This window comes from Streptomyces sp. NPDC020965 (assembly GCF_044333555.1).
Classification (GTDB): Bacteria; Actinomycetota; Actinomycetes; order Streptomycetales; family Streptomycetaceae; genus Streptomyces.
Genome location: NZ_JBIRRE010000011.1, coordinates 248,037 through 272,689 on the forward strand (window position 1 = coordinate 248,037; position 24,653 = coordinate 272,689).

The 24,653-nt window shown below is 73.4% G+C and carries 2 protein-coding genes (1 of these 2 only partly in view); both read left to right on the forward strand.

Going from position 1 to position 24,653, the window contains the following annotated elements:
* A complete protein-coding gene (locus ACH4S7_RS29980) occupies positions 1–12,369 on the forward strand; it encodes an SDR family NAD(P)-dependent oxidoreductase (protein WP_398524472.1) in 12,369 nt (4,122 codons plus the stop codon).
* Positions 12,369–24,653: the 5' portion of a type I polyketide synthase gene (locus tag ACH4S7_RS29985; RefSeq protein WP_398524473.1), read on the forward strand. Its footprint extends 3,003 nt past the window's final position; only the first 12,285 of its 15,288 coding nucleotides appear in the window; its start codon is at positions 12,369–12,371; its stop codon lies off the right edge, out of view. Before ACH4S7_RS29980 ends, ACH4S7_RS29985 begins: the two co-directional genes overlap by 1 nt.

A 24,653-nucleotide genomic window follows, 5' to 3' on the forward strand; every position in this document is an offset into this window, starting at 1 on the left:
ATGGGGACTTCTCCAGACGGTGACGTCGAAACCGGTGCACATGACGAGCCGGACGCCCGGCCCGATGCCGATGCCCGTGGTGGGGTGGACGGGTACGGCGGCCGGGACGAGCCGATAGCGATCGTCGGCCTCTCCTGCCGGCTCCCCGGCGCCCCCGACCCCGACGCGTACTGGCGACTGCTGTGCGACGGGCGGAGCGCCGTCACGGAGGTGCCCGACGGCCGTGAACCGGTCGGCGGCGGCTGGGGCGGGTTCATCGACGGAGTCGACCGCTTCGACACCGCCTTCTTCGGGATCAGCCCCCGCGAAGCCGCCCTGCTCGACCCCCAGCAGCGGCTGATGCTCGAACTCGCCTGGGAGGCCCTGGAGAACGCCCGCATCGTCCCCGGCGAGTTGCGCGAGACGGCCACCGGGGTCTTCGTCGGCGCCATGCGCGACGACTACGCCCTGCTGCTCAACCGCGCCGGTAACGCCGTGGCCAACCACCACACGATGACCGGTGTCAGCCGTGGTGTCATAGCCAACCGGATCTCCCACTTCCTCGGCCTGCGCGGGCCGAGCCTGGTGATCGACTCCGGTCAGGCGTCCGCGCTGGTCGCCGTCCACACGGCGGTGCAGAGCCTGCGGCGCGGGGAGACGACGCTCGCCATCGCCGGCGCGGTGAACCTCAACCTCGCCGCCGAGACCGGGGTCATCGCGGAGGAGTTCGGCGGCCTCTCCCCGGACGGCCGCTGCTACACCTTCGACTCGCGTGCGAACGGGTTCGTCCGGGGCGAGGGCGGCGGCGCCGTCGTGCTGAAGACGCTGTCGGACGCCGTCGCCTCCGGTGACCGGGTGTACGGAGTCGTCCGCGGCGGCGCGGTCAACAACGACGGTGCCACGGACGGGCTCACCGTCCCGAGCCGTCAGGCACAGGCCGAGGTGCTCCGGCGTGCGTACGAGTCCGCCGGGCTGTCGCCCGCGGCCCCCCAGTACGTCGAACTCCACGGCACCGGTACGCCGGTGGGCGACCCGGTCGAGGCCGGCGCCCTGGGCGATGTGCTCGGCGGCGCGCGGGACAGCGGCCGGCCCCTGCTGGTCGGCTCGGCGAAGACGAACATCGGCCACCTGGAGAGCGCGGCCGGGATCGCCGGTCTGCTCAAAGTGGTGCTGGCGATGGCCCACGGACGCATCCCGGCGAGTCTGAACTTCGAGGAGAGTGGCGAACGGCTGCCGCTGTCCGAGCTGAATCTGAGGGTGGCGCGGGAACTGACCGAATGGCCCGGGACGGACGGGACACGGGTCGCGGGCGTCAGCGCCTTCGGGATGGGCGGCACCAACTGCCATCTGGTGCTCTCCGACGCGCCGCCCGCTGAGTCCGAGGCGCGGGATGTGGTGGATCCGGTTGGTGTGGTGCCGTGGTTGGTGTCGGGTCGTAGTGCGGCGGGTCTGAGGGGTCAGGCGGCGGCGTTGGGTTCGCTGACCGAGGCGTCCGCTGTGGATGTGGGTTGGTCGTTGCTCTCCTCCCGTGTGGTGTTTGAGCATCGTGCGGTGGTGTTGGGGTCGTATGGGGTGGGTCTTGGGGCTGTGGTGGCGGATGAGCCTGTGGGTGGTGTGGTGCGGGGTGTGGTGGGTGTGGTGGGTCGGTCGGTGTTGGTGTTTCCGGGTCAGGGTGCGCAGTGGGCGGGGATGGCGGTGGAGTTGGCGGCGGTGTCGTCGGTGTTTGCGGGGCGTTTGGCTGAGTGTGGGGTGGCGTTGTCGGGGTGGGTGGGGTGGTCGTTGATGGATGTGTTGCGGGGTGTTGAGGGTGCGCCGTCGTTGGATCGGGTGGATGTGGTGCAGCCGGTTTCGTTCGCGGTGATGGTGTCGTTGGCGGCGTTGTGGGAGTCGTATGGGGTGGTGCCGTCGGCGGTGGTGGGTCATTCGCAGGGGGAGATTGCGGCGGCGTGTGTGGCGGGGGTCCTCTCGTTGGAGGACGCGGCACGGATCGTATGCCTGCGCAGCCGCGCCATCGCCGCCGTGGCAGGCCGGGGCACCATGGCCTCCATCGGGCTCTCGGCCGCTGAGATCGGTGACCTGCTCGCGCCCTTCGCGGGTCGGGTGTCGGTCGCCGTGGTCAATGGCCCGTCGCAGGTGGTGGTCTCGGGTGAGGTGGCCGCGGTCGATGAACTGGTCGCCGAGTGCGGGCGGTTGGAGATTCGGGCGCGCAGGATCGCGGTGGATTACGCCTCTCATTCGGCGGCGATGGATGTCCTGCGCGATGAGTTGGTGGCGGAGCTGGCGGGGGTGACTCCGCGGGTGGGTCGTATCCCGCTGATGTCGACGGTCACGGCCGAGTTCATTGATCCGTTGACGATGGATGCGGAGTACTGGTTCCGGAATCTGCGGGAGCCGGTCCGTTTCGCCGACGCGGTGGCGCGGCTGGCGCGGGACGGGTACGGGGTCTTCGTCGAAGCCTCCTCGCACCCGGTGTTGACGGCTGCCGTCGAGGAGACCCTCGAAAGCTTCGGCGACGACGCCCCGGGTGTGGTGACGGGTTCGCTGCGCCGCGACGACGGTGGTCTGGACCGTTTCCTCGCGAATGCGGCCGAGCTCTGGGTCAGGGGAGTGGACGTCGACTGGACCGCCGCCTTCCCCGGTACGACGGCACGGACCATCGACCTCCCCACGTACGCCTTCCAACGCCGGCGCCACTGGTTCGACACCGTGGCCCCGGAGGGCGACGAGCACGAAGCGGCCATCGGCAGTGCCACGGCACGGCTCGCCCGTGCGGACGGTGCGGAGCGGCGGCGGATTCTGCTGGAGCTGGTGCGGACCCATGCGGCCGTGGTGCTCGGGCACAGCGACGCCGCTTCGGTTCCGCCCCGGACGTCGTTCCGGGACCTCGGGTTCGACTCACAGTCCTCCGTACGCCTGCGCAACCGGATCTGTGAGGCGCTGAGCCTCAGACTGCCCACCACCGTGCTCTTCGACCACCCGACAGCGGCCCGGCTGGCCGAGCACCTCCAGGACGTGGCCGGAGCCGACGGCCCGGCGACGCCGGTGGTCGCGAACCGGGCCCCGTCCGGCGATCCCATCGCGATCGTCGGCATGGGCTGCCGCTTCCCCGGTGGGGTCCGCTCGCCCGAAGACCTCTGGGAACTGCTGCGTTCGGAGACCGACGCGATCTCGGATTTCCCCGCCGACCGGGGCTGGGACCTCGAACGGCTGCTGACCGACCCCGGTGAGCCCGGCGGCTCCCTGGTGCGGCAGGGCGGATTCCTCTACGACGCGGGCGACTTCGACCCCGAGTTCTTCGGCATCAGCCCGCGCGAGGCGCTCGCCATGGACCCGCAACAACGGCTGCTCCTGGAGACGTCGTGGGAGGCGCTGGAGCGCGCCGGGATCGACCCGTCGCGGCTCGGCGGCACCGAGACCGGTGTCTTCGTCGGCGCGATGGCGCAGGAGTACGGGCCACGGCTGCACGAGGCCGCCGGCGGTGTCGAGGGCTACGCCCTGACCGGCACCACCACCAGCACGATGTCCGGGCGGATCGCCTATGTGCTGGGCCTGGAGGGGCCAGCGCTGACCGTGGACACGGCGTGCTCGGCGTCCCTGGTCGCGATCCACCTCGCCGCGCAGTCCCTGCGGGCGGGCGAGTGCTCGCTCGCGCTGGCCGGCGCGGCGACCGTGATGGCACGGCCCGGGATCTTCGTGGAGTTCAGCAGACAGCGCGGGCTCTCCCCGGACGGCCGGGTCAAGGCGTTCTCGGACCGCGCCGACGGCACCGGATGGGGCGAGGGCGTCGGCACCATCGTGCTGGAACGTCTCTCCGACGCGCGCCGCAACGGGCACCGGGTGCTCGCGGTCCTGGCGGGTACGGCGGTCAACTCCGATGGCGCGTCGAACGGTCTGACCGCCCCCAACGGACCGTCCCAGCAGCGGGTGATCCGGCAGGCCCTGGCGAACGCCGGGCTCCAGCCGTCCGATGTGGACGCCGTCGAGGCACACGGCACCGGAACCGTGCTCGGCGATCCGATCGAGGCCGCCGCGATCATCGATGTCTACGGCCGGGACCGGGCGCCCGACCGGCCGCTCTGGCTGGGGTCGGCGAAGACCAACATCGGCCACACGCAGGCGGCGGCCGGGCTGGCCGGCGTCATCAAGACCGTGCAGTCGATCCGGTACGGGCTGCTGCCCCGGACGCTCCACGCGGACCCGCCGTCGTCCCATGTGGACTGGTCGGCGGGGACGGTCCGGCTGCTGACCGAACCGGTGCCCTGGCCGGAGACGGGCGGCCCGCGCCGGGCCGGGGTCTCCGCGTTCGGTGTGAGCGGCACCAATGCCCATGTGATCATCGCCGAACAGACCACCGTGGCCGGGCCGATCGGGGCCATCGGCCCGGTCCACCCCCCACACCCGGCCACGGAATCACCTCGGGTGCTCCCCTACGTGCTCTCCGCCCGTACCCCCGAGGCCCTGCGCGAACAGGCCATCCGGCTGCGCGGCGCACTGCGCGCCCAGAACACCTGGCGGCCCGCCGACCTCGCCCACACCCTGGCCACCGGCCGGGCACGGTTCGCGGAGCGGGCCGTGGTCCTCGCGCCCGGACACGCCGAGCTGGACCGGGCACTGACGGCGCTGGCCGAGGACGGCGAGGCCGCCGACGTGGTGCGTGGCGTCCCCGTCGGCGACGGCCGGATCGTCTTCGTCTTCCCCGGCCAGGGCGGCCAGTGGCGCGGCATGGCGACCGGCCTGCTCGATGCCTCGCCCGTCTTCGCCGCCCGGATCGCCGAGTGCGACGCGGCGCTCGCCGAATTCGTCGACTGGTCGCTCACCGATGTCCTCCGGGACGCGCCCGGCGCCCCCTCGCTCGACCGGGTCGATGTCGTCCAGCCCGCCCTCTTCGCCACGATGGTGTCGTTGGCCGCGCTCTGGCGGTCGTACGGTGTCGAGCCCGCCGCCGTCGTCGGTCATTCGCAGGGGGAGATCGCCGCGGCCTGTGTCGCCGGGGCGCTGAGCCTGCCGGACGCGGCCCGGGTGGTCAGCCTGCGCAGCCGGGCGCTGTCGACCACGCTCGCCGGACACGGCGCGATGGCCTCCGTCTTCCAGCCCGTCGACCGGGTCACCGAACTGCTGCGGCCCTGGGGGAGCCGGATCTCGATCGCCGCGACCAACGGGCCGCGTGCCGTGGTCGTCTCCGGCGAGCGCGCCGCCGTCGCCGAACTACTCGCCAAGTGTGCCGATTCGGACATCCACGCCAGGAACATCCCGGTCGACTACGCCTCGCACTCGGCGCAGGTCGAGTTCCTCCAGGACGAACTCGCCACCCTGCTCGCCCCGATCCGACCCCGGCCGTCCGAGGTGCCGTTCCACTCGACGGTCACCGCGACCGTGCTCGACGGCACCGAACTGACCGCCGACTACTGGTACCGCAATCTGCGGAGCACCGTACGGTTCGACGAGGTCGCCCGCCAGCTCGCGGAGTCCGGCCACCGCGTCTTCGTGGAGGCCAGCCCGCATCCGACCCTGACCATGGCGGTACGGGAGACGGTGGAGAGCACGGGCGCCACCGACGGTGTCGCCATCGGCTCCCTGCGGCGCGACGACGGCGGCGTCGACCGCTTCCTCGCCTCGCTCGCCGAGGCGCACACCCACGGCGTGGAGCCGGAGTGGGCGACGGTCTTCGCCGGACTCGACCCCCGTACGGTCGATCTGCCGACCTACCCCTTCGCCCGTGAGCGCTACTGGTGGACACCGCCCCCCGGGGCGGAGGCACCCGGCCGCGCGGAAGCGGCGCACGGGCCCGCCGAGCGGTGGCGTTACGACATCGCCTGGCGGCCGGTCCGGGACACCGCGGCCGGTACGCTCGCCGGCCGCTGGCTGGTCGTGACACCCACCGCCGACGACGAGACGTACGCGGAGGTCGCCGCCGCGCTCCGAGCCGCCGGAGCGGACCCCGTGGCGATCCCCGCCCCCGCCGGAACACCGGACCACGACACCCTCGTCACCGCCCTCACCACGGGGGACGCGATCGGTGGCGTCCTGTCGCTGCTCGCCCTTGACGAGGGCGCCGGGCCCGCCGCCGGGGTGGCCGGTCTCGTCGCCCTGCTGCGGGCGTCCGGTGCCGCCGGCGCCACCGCGCCGATCTGGTGCGCCACCCGTGGCGCGGTCGTCACCGGACCGTCCGACCCGCCGCCCGGTCTGGCCGGAGCCGCCCTCTGGGCCGCCGGCCGCGCCGCGGCGCTCGAACACCCCCGCGAGTGGGGCGGGCTGGTCGATCTGCCCGCACGCTGGGACGGCCGCGCCCGGGAACGGCTGGCCGCCGTACTCGCCGGAGCCGTACAGCACGGGGGCGAGGACCAGATCGCGATCCGGCCGGCCGGTCTACTCGCCCGACGGCTCGTACGCGCCGCCCGTACCGCATCCCCCGCACCCGCCCGGCCGCCGCGCGGCACCGTGCTCATCACCGGCGGCACCGGCTCGCTCGGCATCCGGCTCGCCCGCCGACTCGCCGAGGGCGGCGCGGAACGCGTTCTGCTGGTCAGCCGGAGCGGCGGCGACCCCGCCGCGGTCGAGGCACTCGCCACCGAACTGCGCGAGTCGGCCGAGGTCCTGGAGCGGGCGGCGGAGCGCGGAACCGCATTCGAACTCACCGCCGTGGCCTGCGATGTCACCGACCGGGCCGCGCTGGAGAGTCTCCTCGCCGGCATCGGCCCCGACCGCCCGCTGACCGCCGTCCACCACGCGGCCGGTGTCTGCGAACTCGGCCCGCTGACCGAGACCACCCCCGAACGACTCTCGGCCGTCCTGGACGCCAAGGTCCTGGGCGCGGTCCAGTTGGACGCCCTCACCGCCGACCTCGAACTGGACGCCTTCGTCGTCTTCTCCTCGATCTCCGGCACCTGGGGAGTGACCGACCACGGTGTCTACGGGGCCGCCAACGCCTGCCTGGACGCGCTGGCCGCCCGCCGCCGCGCCCGGGGAGCGCGGGCCACCTCGATCGCCTGGGGCCCCTGGGGCGGCGGCGGCATGATCGACCCTGGCCTCTGGGACACCCTGGCCGCGTCCGGCGTCCCCGTACTGGACCCCGAGCCGGCGCTCGACGCGCTGCGCACCGTCCTCGACCACGACGAGACCACCGTCGCCGTCGCCGATGTCGACTGGGACCGGTTCGTCCCGGTCTTCACCACGGCACGCCCGAGCCCTCTCCTCCGCGAGCTGGTCGACACCCCCACTGACACCCCCGCGTCCACCACGGGCCCCCAGCCGGTCGGCGCCCTGCACACCCTCCTGGAGGGGCTCCAGCAGGACGAACAGCGGGAGTTGGTGCTCGGTCTGGTCCGGGAGCACACGGCGAAGGTCCTCGGCCACACCAGGCCCGAGACCATCGCGGGCGACCGCGCCTTCAAGGAGATCGGCTTCGACTCCCTCACCGCGGTCGGACTCCGCGACCGCCTCGCGGCGGCCACCGGGAGCCGGCTGCCCACCACCCTGATCTTCGACCATCCCAGCCCCGCCGCCCTCGCCGAACACCTCTGGCGCGAGGCCGTCGGCGACGCCCCGGAGACGGTGACGGCGGGCACGGCCACCGCCACCGACGAACCGCTCGCGATCGTCGGCATGGCCTGCCGGCTCCCCGGCGACATCGGCGGACCCGAACAGCTCTGGCGCCTCCTCGCCGCCGCCGGCGACGCCATCGGCGGCCTGCCCACCGACCGCGGCTGGGACATCGACGCCCTCTACGACCCGGACCCGGACCGACACGGCACCAGCTACACCCGCGCGGGCGGATTCCTGCACCGGGCCGCCGAGTTCGACCACGACTTCTTCGGGATCTCGGCGCGCGAGGCACTGGCGATGGACCCGCAGCAGCGGCTCCTCCTGGAGACGACATGGGAGGCGTTCGAGAGCGCGGGACTCGTACCCGCCGAGCTGAAGGGCAGCGACACCGGGGTCTTCGCCGGGGTCCTCGCCCCGGACTACGGCCAGCCGCACGGGATGCCCGGTGAACTGGAGGGTTACCACGTCACCGGCGGCGCCCCGAGCGTGGCCTCCGGCCGGCTCGCGTACACCTTCGGCCTCGTCGGTCCCGCCGTCACCGTCGACACGGCCTGCTCCTCGTCGCTGGTCGCCCTCCACCTCGCCGCCCAGGCACTGCGCTCCGGCGAATGCGAACGCGCCCTGGTCGCCGGCGCGTCCGTGATGTCCACCCCCACCCCGATGATCAGCTTCAGCCGACAGCGGGCCCTGTCCACGGACGGCAGGTGCCGGTCGTTCGCCGAGGACGCGGACGGCTTCGGCATGGCCGAGGGCGTGGGCGTGCTGTTGGTGGAACGGCTCTCGACGGCCCGCCGCGACGGTCACCGGGTACTGGCCGTCGTCCGCGGCTCGGCCGTCAACTCCGACGGCGCGTCCAACGGCCTGACCGCCCCCAACGGACCGTCCCAGCAGCGCGTGATCCGCAAGGCGCTCGCCAACGCCGGACTCGCCGCCACCGACATCGACGCCGTCGAGGCGCACGGCACCGGCACTCGGCTCGGCGACCCCATCGAGGCCCAGGCCCTGCTGGCGACCTACGGCGCCGACCGGCCCGCCGACCGCCCCCTCTGGCTGGGCTCCGCCAAGTCCAACCTCGGTCACACCCAGGCCGCCGCCGGTGTCGTCGGGGTGATCAAAATGGTGCAGTCGATGCGGTACGGGACCCTCCCGAGCACCCTGCACGCCGACGAGCCCACCTCACGCGTTGACTGGGAGTCCGGCGGGATCCGACTGCTCACCGAGGCCCGACCGTGGCCCGAGACCGGGCGGCCCCACCGCGCCGGGGTCTCCGCCTTCGGTATCAGCGGCACCAACGCCCACGTCATCCTCGAACAGGCCCCCATCTTCGAACAGTCCCCCATCCTGGAACAGGCCCCCGACGAGCCCCCGACCCCGGCCGCCGGACCCGCCGTCCCGGGGGCCGTGCCCTGGCTGCTCACCGCCCGTACCCCCGAGGCGCTGCGCGACCAGGCGACCTCGCTGGTCGCGCTCGCGGAACCCACCGACCGGGCGGCCGATCCGTACGAGGTCGGCCGCGCCCTCGCCACCACCCGCGCCCGGTTCGACCATCGCGCTGTCATCGTCGGCGCACCCAGCTCCGACGCCTCAGGGACCTCCGGGCCCGCTGCCCTTACCGCCCTCGCCGCCGGGGCACCCGAGGCGAACACCGTCACGGGCGTCGTGGGACCGCTCGGCCGGACCGTGTTCGTCTTCCCGGGACAGGGATCCCAGTGGGACGGGATGGCGGTCCGGCTCGCCGCGGAGTCGCCCGTGTTCGCGGCCAGGCTCGCCGAGTGCGAGACGGCGCTCGCCGAGTTCGTCGACTGGTCGCTGGCTGACGTACTGCGGGGCGCGGAAGGCGCGCCCACCCTGGAGCGGGTCGATGTCGTCCAGCCCGCGTCCTTCGCCGTGATGGTGTCGTTGGCCGCGCTCTGGCGGTCGTACGGTGTCGAGCCCGCCGCCGTCGTCGGTCATTCGCAGGGGGAGATCGCCGCGGCCTGTGTCGCCGGGGCGCTGAGCCTGCGGGACGCGGCCCGGGTGGTCTGCCTGCGCAGCCGGGCCATCACCGCGGTCGCGGGACAGGGCGCGATGGCGATGATCGCGCTACCGGTGGCCGATATCGCCGAACTGCTCAGCCCGTACGACGGCGTCCTGTCCGTCGCCGCCGTCAACAGCCCCCGCTCGGTCGTCCTCTCGGGAGACCGCGCCGCGCTGGAGGAACTGGTCCACACCTGCCAGCGGGAGCAGCGCGTCCGGGCCCGGATGATCCCCGTCGACTACGCCTCGCACTCCGGACACGTCGAGCCGATCCTCGGCGAACTCGCCGAACTCCTCGCGCCGATCACACCGCGCCGTCCGGAAGTGCCGATGTACTCCACCGTCGCCGGCGACTGGATCGACACCGCGGCACTGGACGCCGCCTACTGGTGCGTCAACCTCCGGCAGCCGGTGCGTTTCGCCGAGGCGGTCGGGGAACTGGGCGAGCGGGGATACGGACTCTTCGTGGAGTGCAGCCCGCACCCCGTCCTGCTGGCGGCGGTCGAGGAGACCACCGGTCACCTGGAGTCGGTGCGTGCGGTGGGTTCACTGCGCCGCGACGACGGCGGCGCGGAGCGGTTCTTGCTCAGCCTGGGCGAGGCGTGGACCCATGGCGCGCCGGTCGACTGGAACCGGTTCTTCACCGGCAGTGGTACGGGTACGGGTACGGGCACCGGCGGTACGGGGGCGTTGGTGGCCGGCCGCGTCGAACTGCCGACCTACCCCTTCCGCCGCACCCGCCACTGGATCGAGGCCCCCGCCGAGACGGCCGCCCGCCGCAGATCGGCCGTGATCGACGGCTGGCGGTACCGGGTGGCGTGGACCCCTGTACCGACGGCAGGCACCCCTGTACCGACGGCAGGCACCTCCGTACCGACGGCAGGCACCCCTGTACCGACGACCGGCACTCCGGGGCCCGGGTCCGGCGACTGGATCGTGGTCACCCCCGCCGCCGACGTCCACCCCGGCCTGGTGCGCACCGTCCTCGACGGACTCGCCCGGCACGGTGTCACCGTCCACCCCGTCACCACCCGGGAACTGACCACCGGCCGCGCCCGGCTGCCCCGGGACATCGCCGGAGTGCTGTCGCTGGCCGCCCTCGACACCCGCCCCGCCACCGAAGCCGGTGAATCCTCGCTCACCACCGGCCTCGCCGACACCGTCGCGATCGTACGAGCCCTCGCCGACATCGCCCCCGACGCACCTCTGTGGCTGGCCACCCGGACCGCCGTCGGCACCGCCGGTACCGACCCCGTGGGCGATCCGGCCCAGGCACAGATCTGGGGGCTCGGCGTCGTACTCGGCCTGGACGAACCCCACCGCGCGTGCGGACAGATCGACCTCCCGGCCGAACCGGACGACCGTACGATCGCCCGGCTCGCCGAAGTCATCACCGGCACCAGCGGCGAGAACGAGATCGCCCTGCGCGACGGCGCGGCACTCGGCCGCCGACTCGTCCCCGCGCCCGCGGGGGCAGCCGACCCCTGGCGACCGCGCGGCACCGTCCTCATCACCGGAGGCACCGGCGCCCTCGGCGCGCACCTCGCCCGCTGGGCCGCCCGGTCCGGCGCCGAACGGCTGGTGCTGACCAGCCGGCGCGGCGCGGAGGCACCCGGCGCCAAGGAGCTGTACGACGAACTCACCGAACTCGGCGCCACGGTGACCCTCGCGGCCTGCGACGTCGCCGACGCCGACGCACTCGCCGCCGTCATCGCCGCGATCCCCGCCACCGAACCGCTGACCGCCGTCGTCCACGCGGCCGGACTCACCCAGGCGGAGATCCCCGTCGCCGAACTGACCACCGACGAACTCGCCCGGGTCATCCGGGCCAAGGTCGACGGCGCCCGCCATCTCGACACCCTCACCGCCGGCCTGGAACTGGACGCCTTCGTCCTCTTCTCCTCCGGCGCCGGTACCTGGGGCGACAGCGGCAAGGGCGGCTACGCCGCCGCCAACGCCCACCTGGACGCGCTCGCCCAGGAACGCCGGGCCCGGGGCGCGGTGGCCACCGCCGTCGCCTGGGGCGCCTGGGACGGCGGCGGCATGGTCGAGGGCGAGATCGCCGAACTGCTCAACCGGCGCGGAGTCCGCCTGATGCGGCCCGAACTCGCCGTTGAGGCCCTCGCGGTCGCGGTCGGCGCCGGAGACACCACCATCGCCATCGCCTCCTTCGACCTGGCCCGCTTCCTGCCCCTCTACACCATGAACCGCCCCCGCAGGCTGGTCGCCGAACTCACCGCCGCCCAGGACCGGGCCCCGGGTGACGGCGGCGCACCGCCCGAGCCGGGCGAACCGACGCGCGGCACGGCCCTCGCCGAACGGCTCGCCGGACTCCCCGGCGACGAACAGGAGACCATGCTCATCGACGTCATCCGCCGCGAGGCCGCCGCCGTGCTCAAGACCGGCCGGGCCGAGGAGATCCAGCCCCGCCGGGCGTTCAAGGAGATCGGCTTCGACTCTCTGACGGCGCTTGAATTCCGTAACCGGCTGAACGCCGCCACCGGACTACGACTGCCGCCCACCACCGTCTTCGACCACCCCAACCCGGCGGCACTCGCCCAGCACCTACGGGGCGAGATCGGCGGCGGCCCCGGCGACGCACTGGACGAACTCACCCGGCTGGAAGCCGGCTTCGCGGCCCTCACCACGGACGACCGCACCCGCCTCGATATCGCCGACCGCCTGCGCGCCCTGCTGCGCCGGGTGGAACCGGCCGGGGCGAGCACCACCACCGACGAACCGGGCGACGTGCTCGCGGCGGTGAACGGTGACCTCGCGGAAGCGAGCAATGACGAGATCTTCGATCTGATCGACCGGGAGTTGGGCATCTGATGAGCGTCGGCGCGAACGAAGAGCGGCTTCGCGACTATCTGAACCGGGTCACGGCGGACCTGCGGGTGACCCGCAAGCGGCTGCGCGATCTGGAGGAGAAGCGGTACGAGCCCATCGCCATCGTCGCGATGAGCTGCCGCTACCCGGGGGGCGCGCAGACACCCGAGGCGTACTGGGAGCTGGTCGCGAACGGCACCGACCTCGTCGGGGACTTCCCCGACGACCGCGGCTGGGACGTGGAGCGGCTCTACCACCCGGACCCCGACCACCCGGGCACCAGCTACACCCGCAGCGGCGCGTTCCTGCGGAACGCCGCCGAGTTCGACCCCGGCTTCTTCGGTATCTCACCGCGCGAGGCCGTGGCGATGGACCCCCAGCAGCGGCTGCTGCTGGAGACCTCGTGGGAGGTCTTCGAGCGTGCCGGCATCGATGTGGAGACCCTGCGCGGCGAACGCGCCGGCGTGTTCGTCGGCGCGAGCAATCAGGGGTACGGGGCCCAGGTGCGGACCGCGCCGGAGGGGGTCGAGGGCCATCTGCTGACTGGCGACTCGGGCGCCGTGCTCTCCGGCCGGATCGCCTACACCCTGGGCCTGGAGGGCCCCGCCGTCACCGTTGACACCATGTGCTCGTCGTCCCTGGTCGCACTGCACCTCGCCGTCCAGGCGCTCCGGGCCGACGAATGCTCGCTCGCGCTCGCGGCGGGCGCCACCGTGATGGGCTCGACCCGGAACTTCACCGAGTTCAGCCGGCAGTCCGGGCTCGCGGTGGACGGCCGCTGCAAGGCGTTCTCGGAGGACGCGGACGGCACCGGCTGGGGCGAGGGCATCGGCGTCCTGCTCCTGGAGCGGCTGTCGGACGCGCGGCGGAACGGTCACCGGGTGCTGGCGGTGGTACGGGGCTCCGCGGTGAACCAGGACGGCGCGTCGAACGGTCTGACCGCCCCCAACGGCCCTTCCCAGCAGCGGGTCATCCGGCAGGCGCTGGCCAACGCGGGCCTGGGCACATCGGACGTGGACGCGGTGGAGGCGCACGGCACGGGCACCGCGCTGGGCGATCCGATCGAGGCACAGGCGCTGCTGGCCACCTACGGCCAGGGGCGCGAGCCGGACCGGCCGCTCTGGCTGGGCTCCGTCAAGTCGAACATCGGCCACACCCAGGCGGCCTCCGGGATCGCCGGCGTCATCAAGATGGTGCTCGCGCTGGAGCACGGGGTGCTGCCGAAGTCGCTGCATGTGGGGACGCCGTCGTCGCACGTGGACTGGTCGGCGGGTGCGGTGGAGTTGCTGTCGGAGGCGCGGGAGTGGCCGGCGGCCGACCGGCCGCGCCGGGCGGGCGTTTCGTCGTTCGGCGGCAGCGGGACCAACGCCCACGTGGTTCTGGAGCAGGCCCCCGCGGGCGCGGAGCCCGAGGTGCCGGATGTGGAGAGCCCGGTTGGTGTGGTGCCGTGGTTGGTGTCGGGTCGTAGTGCGGCGGGTCTGAGGGGTCAGGCGGCGGCGTTGAGCTCCGTGGTGGATGGGGCTCCGGTCGATGTGGGTTGGTCGTTGTTGTCGTCGCGTGTGGTGTTTGAGCATCGTGCGGTGGTGTTGGGGTCGTATGGGGTGGGTCTTGGGGCTGTGGTGGCGGATGAGCCTGTGGGTGGTGTGGTGCGGGGTGTGGCGGGTGCGGTGGGTCGGTCGGTGTTGGTGTTTCCGGGTCAGGGTGCGCAGTGGGTGGCGATGGGTGCGGAGTTGTTGGACACGGCTCCGGTGTTCGCGCGGTCGGTCGCGGCGTGTGAGGGGGTGTTGGGTGGGTTGGTTGATTGGTCGGTGATGGATGTGTTGCGGGGTGTTGGGGGTGCGCCGTCGTTGGATCGGGTGGATGTGGTGCAGCCGGCGTCGTTCGCGGTGATGGTGTCGTTGGCTGCGTTGTGGGAGTCGTACGGGGTGGTGCCGTCGGCGGTGGTGGGTCATTCGCAGGGGGAGATCGCGGCGGCTTATGTGGCGGGTGTCCTCTCGTTGGAGGATGCGTTGCGGGTGGTGGTGGCTCGGTCGTCGGCGATTGCGGCGGTGGCGAGTGGTGTGGGGACGATGGCGTCGGTGCGGGTGTCGGCGGAGCGTGCCGAGGCATTGTTGGAGCCGTTCGTGGGTCGGGTGTCGGTGGCGGCGGTGAATGGTCCCTCGCAGGTGGTGGTCTCGGGTGAGGTGGCCGCGGTCAATGAACTGGTCGCCGAGTGTGGGCGGTTGGAGATTCGGGCGCGCAGGATCGCGGTGGACTATGCGTCTCATTCGGCGGCGATGGATGTCCTGCGTGATGAGTTGATCGCCGAGCTGGCGGGGGTGACTCCGCAGGCGGGTCGCATCCCCTTGTTCTCGACGGTCACGGCCGAGTTCATTGATCCGTTGACGATGGACGCGGAGTACTGGTTCCGGAATCTGCGGGAGCCGGTCCGTTTCGCCGACGCGGTGGCGCGGCTGGCAGGAGACGGGTACGGAGTCTTCGTCGAAGCCTCCTCGCACCCGGTCCTGACCTCCGCCGTCGAAGAGACCCTCGAACAGGCCGATGGTGAGCCCGGTGTGGTGACTGGTTCGCTGCGCCGCGACGACGGTGGACTGGACCGCTTCCTGGCGAATGCGGCCGAGCTCTGGGTCAGGGGAGTGGACGTCGACTGGACCGCCGCCTTCCCCGGTACGACGGCACGCACCATCGACCTCCCCACGTACGCCTTCCAGCGTCAGCGCTACTGGCTGGAGGATCAGGGCGGCGACAGCGCCCACGAGCGCGATCCCATCGACGCCGAGTTCTGGACGGCGGCTGGCGGCGATCCCCGGGCGTTCGCCGATACGCTGCGCCTCGCCGAGGACGCGCCCCTCAGCGCCGTACTCCCCGCCCTCAACGACTGGCGGGCCCGGCAGCGGGACCGCTCCACGCTCGAATCGTGGCGCTACCGGGTCGAGTGGACCCCGGCCGCGCCGCCCGGTGCCGCGGCACTGAGCGGCCGTTGGCTGCTGGTGACCACCGCACGGGAGTCCGGTACCCCCGCCGTCGAGCTGCTGCGGAGCGGCCTCGGCGGATACGGCGCCGATGTGGTCGAAGTGGTGCTCGACGCCGGTATCGATCGCGCCGGTATCGGCTCGCTCCTCGCCGACCACCCCGGAGCGGCCGGTGTGGTCTCCCTGCTGGCCCTGGACGAGACCCCCAGCCCCACCCACCCCGTGCTCACCACCGGTCTTGCCCTCAACCTCCTTCTCACCCAGGCACTCACCGACCAGGACACCCCCACCCCGATCTGGCTCTGCACCCAGGACGCCGTCTCCACGGGCGACGGCGACCCGCTGCGCCACCCCGTGCAGAGCGGTTCCTGGGGCCTCGGGCTGGTCTTCGGTCTGGAGCACCCCGACCGCTGGGGCGGCCTCATCGATCTGCCGGAGTCCGTCGAAGCCCCCGACGCGGCCCGGCTCGCCGCCGTCCTGGCCACCGCCCCCACCGACGCCGAGGACCAGACGGCGATCCGCGCCGGCCAGGCCCTGCTGCGGCGGCTCCGCCGGGCCCCGGCACCGGCCGCCACCGTGCCGCCCTGGCGGACCAGCGGCACCGCCCTGATCACCGGGGGCACCGGCGGCCTCGGGGCGCACACCGCCCGCTGGCTGGCCGACGCGGGCGCCGAACACCTCGTACTCATCGGCCGGCGCGGTACTGATGCCCCCGGCGCCGCCGAACTTGCCCGCGAGCTGGCGGAGTTGGGCCCCCGGGTCACCGTCGCAGCCTGCGATGTCAGTGACTACGACGCACTCGCCCGCCTGGTCGCCGATGTGGAGTCCGACGGGCCGCCGATCAGAACCGTGGTGCACAGCGCGGGCATCGGCCTGCTCGCCCCGCTGGCCGCGACGGACCTGGACGAATTCACCGCAGGCGCGGACGTGAAGCTGGCCGGCACGGCCAACCTCGACCGGATCTTCGACCGCGCCGGTCTCGACGCCTTCGTCCTCTACTCGTCGGTGGCCGCCGTGTGGGGCGCGGGCGACCACGCCTCGTACTCGTCCGGCAACGCCTATCTCGAAGCGGTCGCCCGGAGCCGGCGGGCCCGTGGGCTCGTCGGAACCACGATCGCGTGGGGCATCTGGTCGGCCGCCGACGGCGGTGGCATGGCCAACGACATCATCGCGACCCAGTTGAAGTGGCGGGGCATTCCGTTCATGGACCCGGGGATCGCGATCGGCGGACTGCGGCAGGCGCTCGACGCCGACGACGCGTTCCTCGCCGTCGGGGACGTCGACTGGGAGCGGTTCGTCCCGGTCTTCACGGCCGCGCGCCAGCGGCCTCTGCTCGGTGAGATCCCCGAGATCCGGGCCATTCTCGACCGCGACGCACCGGTCGACGGCCACGGTCCGGGGCCCGTCGACGGCGCGCTGAGCGAGCGACTCCGCCCGCTCCCGGCGGCCGACCGCGACCTCGCCCTGCGCGAGCTGGTCCGTCTGCACGTCGCCGCCGTCCTGGGCCACGAGGTCCCCGACGGGATCGAGGACGGGCGGCCCTTCCGTGACCTCGGCTTCGACTCCCTGCTCGCCGTCGCCCTGCGGAACGCCCTCAACACCGCGACCGGCCTCAAGCTCTCCACCACCCTCGTCTTCGACTACCCGACCGTCGTCAAGCTCGCCCGGCACCTGGACACCACCCTCTTCGGCGACGGCCGGCCCGCCCCGGCCGCGCCCGTCGCCACCGTCCGGGCGGCGGCCGACGACGAACCGATCGCGATCGTCGGCATGGGATGCCGCTTCCCCGGTGGCGTGGACGACCCCGCGGAGCTGTGGCGGCTGCTGTCGGCGGGCGAGGAGGCCATCGGCGACCTCCCCGACGACCGTGGCTGGGATCTCGACCAGTTGTACAGCCCCGACCCGGACGATGAGGGCCGCTCCTATGCCCGCACCGGTGGCTTCCTCACCGGCGCCGGCCACTTCGACGCGGGCTTCTTCGGGATCTCACCGCGCGAGGCACTCGCCATGGATCCGCAGCAACGACTGCTCCTTGAGACGTCGTGGGAGGCGATCGAGCAGGGCCGCATCGATCCGCACACACTGCGCGGCGGCGACTGCGGGGTGTTCGTCGGCGCCGCGCACGGCGGCTACGGCACCAGCCTGCGGAAGCTGCCCGAGGGCGTCGAGGGCCATCTGCTCACCGGCACCGTGACCAGCATCGCCTCCGGCCGCATCTCCTACACGCTGGGCCTTGAAGGGCCCGCCGTCACCCTGGACACCGGATGCTCATCGGCACTGGTGGCGCTGCACCTCGCGGTGCGGGCGCTGCGGAACGGTGAATGCTCGCTGGCACTGGCCGGCGCGGCCTCCGTCATCTCCGTACCCATCGGGCTCATCGGCTTCGCCCGACAGCGCGGGCTTTCCATCGACGGCCGGTGCAAGGCGTTCTCGGACGACGCGGACGGCATGGGCTTCGCCGAGGGCGCCGGGATGGTGCTCCTGGAGCGGTTGTCGGACGCGCGGCGGAACGGTCATCGGGTGCTCGCGGTGGTACGGGGCTCCGCGGTGAACCAGGACGGCGCATCGAACGGTCTGACCGCTCCCAACGGTCCCTCGCAGCAGCGGGTGATCCGGGAGGCGCTGGCCGACGCGGGTGTGTCCGCCGCCGAGGTGGACGCGGTGGAGGCGCACGGCACGGGGACACCGCTCGGCGACCCCATCGAGGCGCAGGCGCTCCTCGCCACCTATGGGCAGGACCGGTCCGATCCGCTCTGGCTCGGCTCGATCAAGTCCAATATCGGCCACACCCAGTCGGCGGCGGGTGTCGCCGGGCTGATGAAGATGGTGCTGGCGATGCGGCACGGGACGCTGCCCAAATCGCTGCACGCCGGGAACCCGACCTCGCACGTCGACTGGTCGGCGGGGGCGGTCGAACTGCTGGCGGAGGCACGGGCCTGGCCGCAGGGCGACCGGCCGCGCCGGGCGGGTGTCTCGTCCTTCGGCGTCAGCGGCACCAACGCGCACATCATCCTGGAGGAGGCACCACGCGACCCGGCGGCGGCCGACGAGCCGCACGAAGCCGGCGCGGTGGACCCGGCCGGGTCGGCGCACGAAGCCGGAGTGATGGTCAAAGCCGCGGCGGTGCACGAGACCGAGACGGCGCATGAGACCGAGACGGCGCACGAGGTCGCGGCGGTGCACGAGGCCGGGGCGGTGCCGTGGATGCTCTCGGCCCGTGGCCCCGAGGCGCTGCGCGCCCAGGCCGCCGCACTGACCCCGCTGGCCGAAACGGCGTCCCCGGTGGACATCGGCAGGTCCCTGGCCACCACCCGGGCACGGTTCGAGCACCGCGCCGTGGTGCTGGGCCCGTACGGTCCGGGCCTCACCGCCCTGGCCGCCGGCGAGCGCGCCCGGAATGTGGTGACCGGCGCGACGGGCGCCCCCGGCCGGACCGTGTTCGTCTTCCCGGGCCAGGGCGCGCAGTGGACCGCGATGGGCGCCGAACTGCTCGCCACCGCACCGGTGTTCGCGCGCAAGGTCGCCGAGTGCGAAGAGCTGCTGGCCGGTCTGGTCGACTGGTCGGTGACCGGCGTCCTGCGCGGCGACCCCGCCGCGCCCGCGCTGGACCGGGCGGACGTGGTGCAGCCCGCGTCCTTCGTCGCGATGGTGGCACTGACCGCGCTCTGGGCGTCGTACGGAGTCGAACCGGCCGCCGTCGTCGGCCATTCACAGGGCGAGGTGGCCGCCGCCCATGTGGCCGGCGCGCTGACGCTGGCCGACGCCCTGCGCGTGGTGGTGGCACGGTCGGCGGCCATCGCTTCCCTCGGCGGTACCGGTGCGACCGCTTCGGTCAGTCTCCCCGCCGACCGCGCCACCACACTCCTGGAGCCATGGGCGGGACGGGTGACCGTCGCCGCCGTCAACAGCCCCACCCAGGTGGCAGTCTCGGGCAGTGCGCCCCTGGTCGATGAGGTGCTCGCCGAGTGCGAGCGCACGGGTGTCAGGGCCCGCCGGGTCGCCATGGACTTCGCCTCCCACTCGGCCGCCATGGACGAACTGCGCGAACGGCTGACGGCGGAACTGGCCGGGATCGAACCCCGGGCCGCCGGAACGGCCATCCTCTCCACCGTGACCGGTGACTTCGCCGATCCGCTGACCATGGACGCCGACTACTGGTTCCGGAACCTACGGGAACCGGTCCGCTTCGCCGACGCGGTGGAACGGCTCGCCGCCGACGGCTACGGCGTCTTCGTGGAAGCCTCCACCCACCCCGTACTCACCACGGCCGTGGCGGAGACCGTGGAACGGTCCGGTGCCGAAACCGGACCGGTCACCGGCTCGCTGCGCAGGCGCGACGGCGGTCTGGACCGGTTCCTGACCGGGGTGGCCGAACTCTGGGTCGGGGGAGTGGAGGTCGACTGGACCGCCGCCTTCCCGGGACCCGACACCGGACTCGTGGACCTCCCCACCTACGCCTTCCAGCGCGAGCGCTACTGGTTGGCCGAGCGCCCCGCCGACGGGATCCAGGAGGCGACCGACGCCGTCGACGCCGACTTCTGGGCGGCCGTCGAGGACGACGACACGACGGCCCTCGCCGCCACCCTCGGCCTCGACACGGCCGACGACTTCCCCCTCCGGTTGCCGATCCAGTCGCTACTACCGGTACTCGCCGACTGGCGGCGCCGGCGCCGCCAGACCAGGGAGATCGACTCCTGGCGGTACGGCATCACCTGGCAGCCGCTCACCCCGAGCGCCCCCGCCCGCCTCGACGGCCACCGCTGGCTGCTGCTCGTCCCCAGCGCCACCCACGAATGGGCCGACCTCGCCGAACGGGCACTCACCGGGCGCGGCGCCGAGGTGCACCGGGTCGAGGTGTACGGGGCCGACCGCGCCGAACTCACCGAACTCCTGCGCCACACCGCGACCGGGCACACGGGCGTCCTCTCCCTCCTCGCGCTCGACCCCACCGGATCGCTCGACGGCCGGGCCTCCTTCGACGGCACGGTCGCCGTCGTCCAGGCGCTCGGCGACACCGGGATCACCGCCCCCCTGTGGTGCGCGACCCGGGGCGCCGTCTCCACCGGACCGTCCGACCACGCCATCGACCCGGATCACGCACTGCTGTGGGGCCTGGGCCGGATCGCCGCCCTGGAGTACCCGGGGCGGTTCGGGGGCCTGGTCGATCTGCCGGTCGCCCCGGACGCGCGCGCCGCCGACCGGCTCGTCTCCGCGCTGACCGGAACCGACGGTGAGGACCAGACGGCGGTCCGCGCCAGCGGTCTCCACACCCGCCGGCTGATCCGCCGTCCGATGGCCGACGCCGTGCCCGTACGGGCCTGGCGGCCCAGTGGCACCGTGCTCGTCACCGGCGGCACCGGCGGGGTCGGAGCGCGGGTCGCCACCTGGCTCGCCGAGAACGGCGCCGCCCATCTGCTGCTCGCCGGCAGGCGCGGCGAGCGTGCCCCCGGCGCCGGTGAACTGGCGGCTCGGCTCACCGCGCTCGGCGCCACCGTCACCATCGCCGCCTGCGACGTCGCCGACCGGGACGCCCTGGCCCGGCTGCTGGACTCGGTGCCCGAGGAACGCCCGCTCACCGCCGTCGTCCACGCGGCGGCCGCGCTGGACGACTGCCTGATCGACGCGCTCACCCCGGAGCGGGCCGAGACGGTGCTGCGCGCCAAGGTGGACGCCGCCCGCCATCTGCACGAACTGACCGTCGGCGCCGACCTCGACGCCTTCGTCCTCTTCTCCTCGCTCGCCGGGACGCTCGGCGGCGCGGGACAGGCCAGCTACGCGGCGGGCAACGCCTATCTCGACGCCCTGGCCGAGGAACGGCGCACCCTGGGGCTCCCCGCCACCTCGGTGGCGTGGGGCGCCTGGGACGGCGACGGACTCGCCAGCGGGCTCGCCGGGGACGCGATGACCGAGCGGCTGCGCCGGTCCGGCATGGGCCGGATGGACCCGGCGACGGCCCTCTCCGCCCTGCGGCACGCCCTCGACCACGAACTCACCTGCCTCGCGGTCGCGGACGTCGACTGGCTGCTGTTCGCACCGACCTGCACCCCGGGCCGGTCCGGACGCGTACTCGACGGACTCCCCGAGATCGCGGCGGCGGCATCGGCCGAAGCCGCCACGGCCCCGGCGGCGGAAGGCTTCGCCGCCACCCTGGCCGCGCGCTCGCCGCTGGAGCGCGAACAGGCCCTGCTGACCCTCGTACGCACCGAGGCGGCGGCCGTCCTCGGACTGCCGGGCCCCGACGCGGTCGACCTGGACCGGGCGCTGCGCGATCTCGGCTTCGACTCGCTCACCGCCGTCGAACTGCGGAACCGGCTCAACGACATCACCGGGCTGCGGCTGCCGGTCACCGTGATCTTCGACCATGCCACCGCCACCCGACTCGCCCGGCATCTGGGCCGTGAACTCCTCGGCGACACGCCCACGGCCGCCACCGTCCCCGAGACCCCGGCCGGCGATCCGGCCGAAGCCGACGACCCCATCGCCATCACCGCGATGAGCTGCCGGTTCCCCGGCGGGGTCAGCACCCCCGAGGAGTTCTGGGAGCTGCTGGCGACCGGCGGCGACGCCGTCGCACCCCTCCCCACCGACCGGGGCTGGGACCTCGACCGGCTGTACGACCCCGACCCGGACCGCCGCGGCACCTTCTACACCACCGGAGGCGGCTTCCTCGCCGACGCCGACCAATTCGACCCGGTCTTCTTCGGCATCTCCCCCCGGGTCGCACCCGCCATCGACCCCCAGCACCGGCTGCTCCTGGAGACGTCGTGGGAGGCGTTCGAGCGCGCCGGTATCGACCCGGAGACGGTGAAGGGCACCCCGGTCGGTGTCTTCGTCGGCGCCAACTACACCGACTACGGCTCACGGGCCGACGGGGCGCCGGGAGAGTTCGAGGGACAGCTCGCCACCGGCAGCGCGGGCAGCATCGCCTCCGGCCGGGTGGCCTACACCTTCGGCCTTGAGGGTCCGGCGGTCACCGTGGACACCGCCTGCTCGTCCGCGCTCGTCGCGCTGAACCTGGCCGCTCAGGCACTGCGCTCCGGCGAGTGCTCCATGGCGCTCGCGGGTGGCGTCACCGTCATCTCCAAGCCCGATATGTTCGTCGAGTTCAGCCGGCAGGGCGCGCTCTCGCCGGACGGGCGGTGCAAGGCGTTCTCCGCCGACGCCGACGGCACCGGCTGGGCCGAGGGCATCGGCATGGTGCTGGTCGAGCGGCTCTCCGAGGCGCGCCGCCGGGGGCACCCGGTGCTCGGGATCCTCCGGGGCGCGGCCGTCAACCAGGACGGTGCGTCCAACGGTCTGACCGCGCCCAACGGACTGGCCCAGCAGCGGCTGATCCGCCAGGCCCTCGCCAACGGGGGACTGACCACCGCCGACGTCGACATGGTGGAGGCGCACGGCACCGGCACCTCGCTGGGCGACCCGATCGAGGCCGAGGCGCTGCTCGCGACCTACGGCCAGGACCGACCGGCCGACCGGCCGCTCTGGCTGGGTTCGGTGAAGTCGAACATCGGCCATACGCAGGCCGCGTCCGGCATGGCCGGTGTGATCAAGGCGCTGCTGGCACTGGGGAACGACACCATGCCGCGCACCCTGCACGCCGCCGAGCCGTCGCCGCACATCGACTGGTCGTCGGGGGCCGTCCGACTCCTCACCGAGGAGCGGCCCTGGCCGGGCGACGGCGCACCGCACCGGGTGGGCGTGTCGTCGTTCGGGGTGAGCGGCACCAACGTCCACATGATCATCGAACAGGCGCCGGCCGAGCAGCCCCTCCCGGCGCACCCGGCCCTCCTGGCACCCACCGTCGCGTCCGCCGCCACCGCTTCCTTCGCCTCCTTCGCTTCCACTGGTTCCTTTGACTCCCCCAGCTCCCCCAGCTCCCCCAGCTCCGCCAACTCCCCGACTCCGGCCGCCCCGGGCGACTCCCTCACCCGGGGCGGCCGGTTCCACGGCGAACCGGCGGCCGCCCAGCCGCCGCTCCCCTGGACCCTGTCCGCCCGCAGCGCCGCCGCCCTCGCCGAGCAGACCCGTAACCTGCTCGCCGCGCTCGACGCCCGCCCCGCCCTCGACCCCGCCGATATCGGCCACACCCTGGCCAACCGCGCCCGCTTCGACCACCGCGCCGTGCACTGGGGCGCCGATCGCGACGAACTCCGCCAGCGGCTCACCGACTGGCTGGCGGGCCACGAGGGGCCGCGATCCGCGACCGGCGTCGCCAGCGGCGGCCGGACGGCCTTCATGTTCTCCGGGCAGGGCGCCCAGCGCCTCGGTATGGGCCGGGAGCTGTACCAGACCTTCCCGGCCTACGCGGACGCGTTCGACGCCGTCTGCGCCCGGTTGGACCTCGAACTGGACCTGCCCCTGCGCGATCTCGTGTTCGCCGCCGAAGACGATCCGAAGGCCGCCCTCCTCGACCGTACGGACTACACCCAACCCGCGCTCTTCGCGGTCGAGGTCGCGCTCTTCCGGCTCTTCGCATCCTGGGGCATCACCCCCGACCATCTGATCGGCCACTCCATCGGCGAACTCACCGCCGCCCATCTGGCCGGGGTCTTCACCCTCGCCGACGCCTGCCGACTGGTCGTGATCCGGGGCCGGCTGATGCGGGAACTGCCGCCCGGCGGCGCCATGGTCGCCGTCGCCGCCACCGAGGACGAGGTACGGCCCCTCCTCGCGGGCCGGGAGGACCGGATCGGCGTCGCCGCGGTCAACGCGCCGGGCGCGACCGTGGTCTCCGGAGACGAGGACGAGGCCGACCGGGTCGCCGCCCACTTCACCGCACTCGGCAGGAAGACCCGGCGGCTGCGGGTCAGCCACGCCTTCCACTCGCCGCATATGGACCCGATGTTGGACCGGTTCGCGGCGGCGGTCGGCGCCGTGGAACTGTCACCTCCCACGATCCCGCTGGTGTCCGGGGTGACCGGACGCCGGGCGACCGCCGACGAACTGCGCACCCCCGCCTACTGGGTGGCACAGCTCCGCGAGCCGGTGCGGTTCGCCGACGGCATCGCCTCCCTCGTCGCCGACGGCGTGACCCGCTTCCTCGAAGTGGGACCCGACGCGGTCCTCGCCGCATCGGCCGCCGACTGCCGGGAGGACGGCGCGCCCGGTGTCATCGTCCCCGCGCTGCGGCGCGGGCGCGGGGAGACCGAGTCGGTCCTCACCGCGGCGGCCCGGCTCCACGTCCACGGCGTGCCCTGCGACTGGACGGCGTTCCACCCCGGCGCCGGGCTCGCCCCGCTGCCCACCTACCCGTTCGAACGACAGCGGTACTGGCTGGACTCACCGGCCCCGGAGGGCGACGTACGCTCGGCCGGA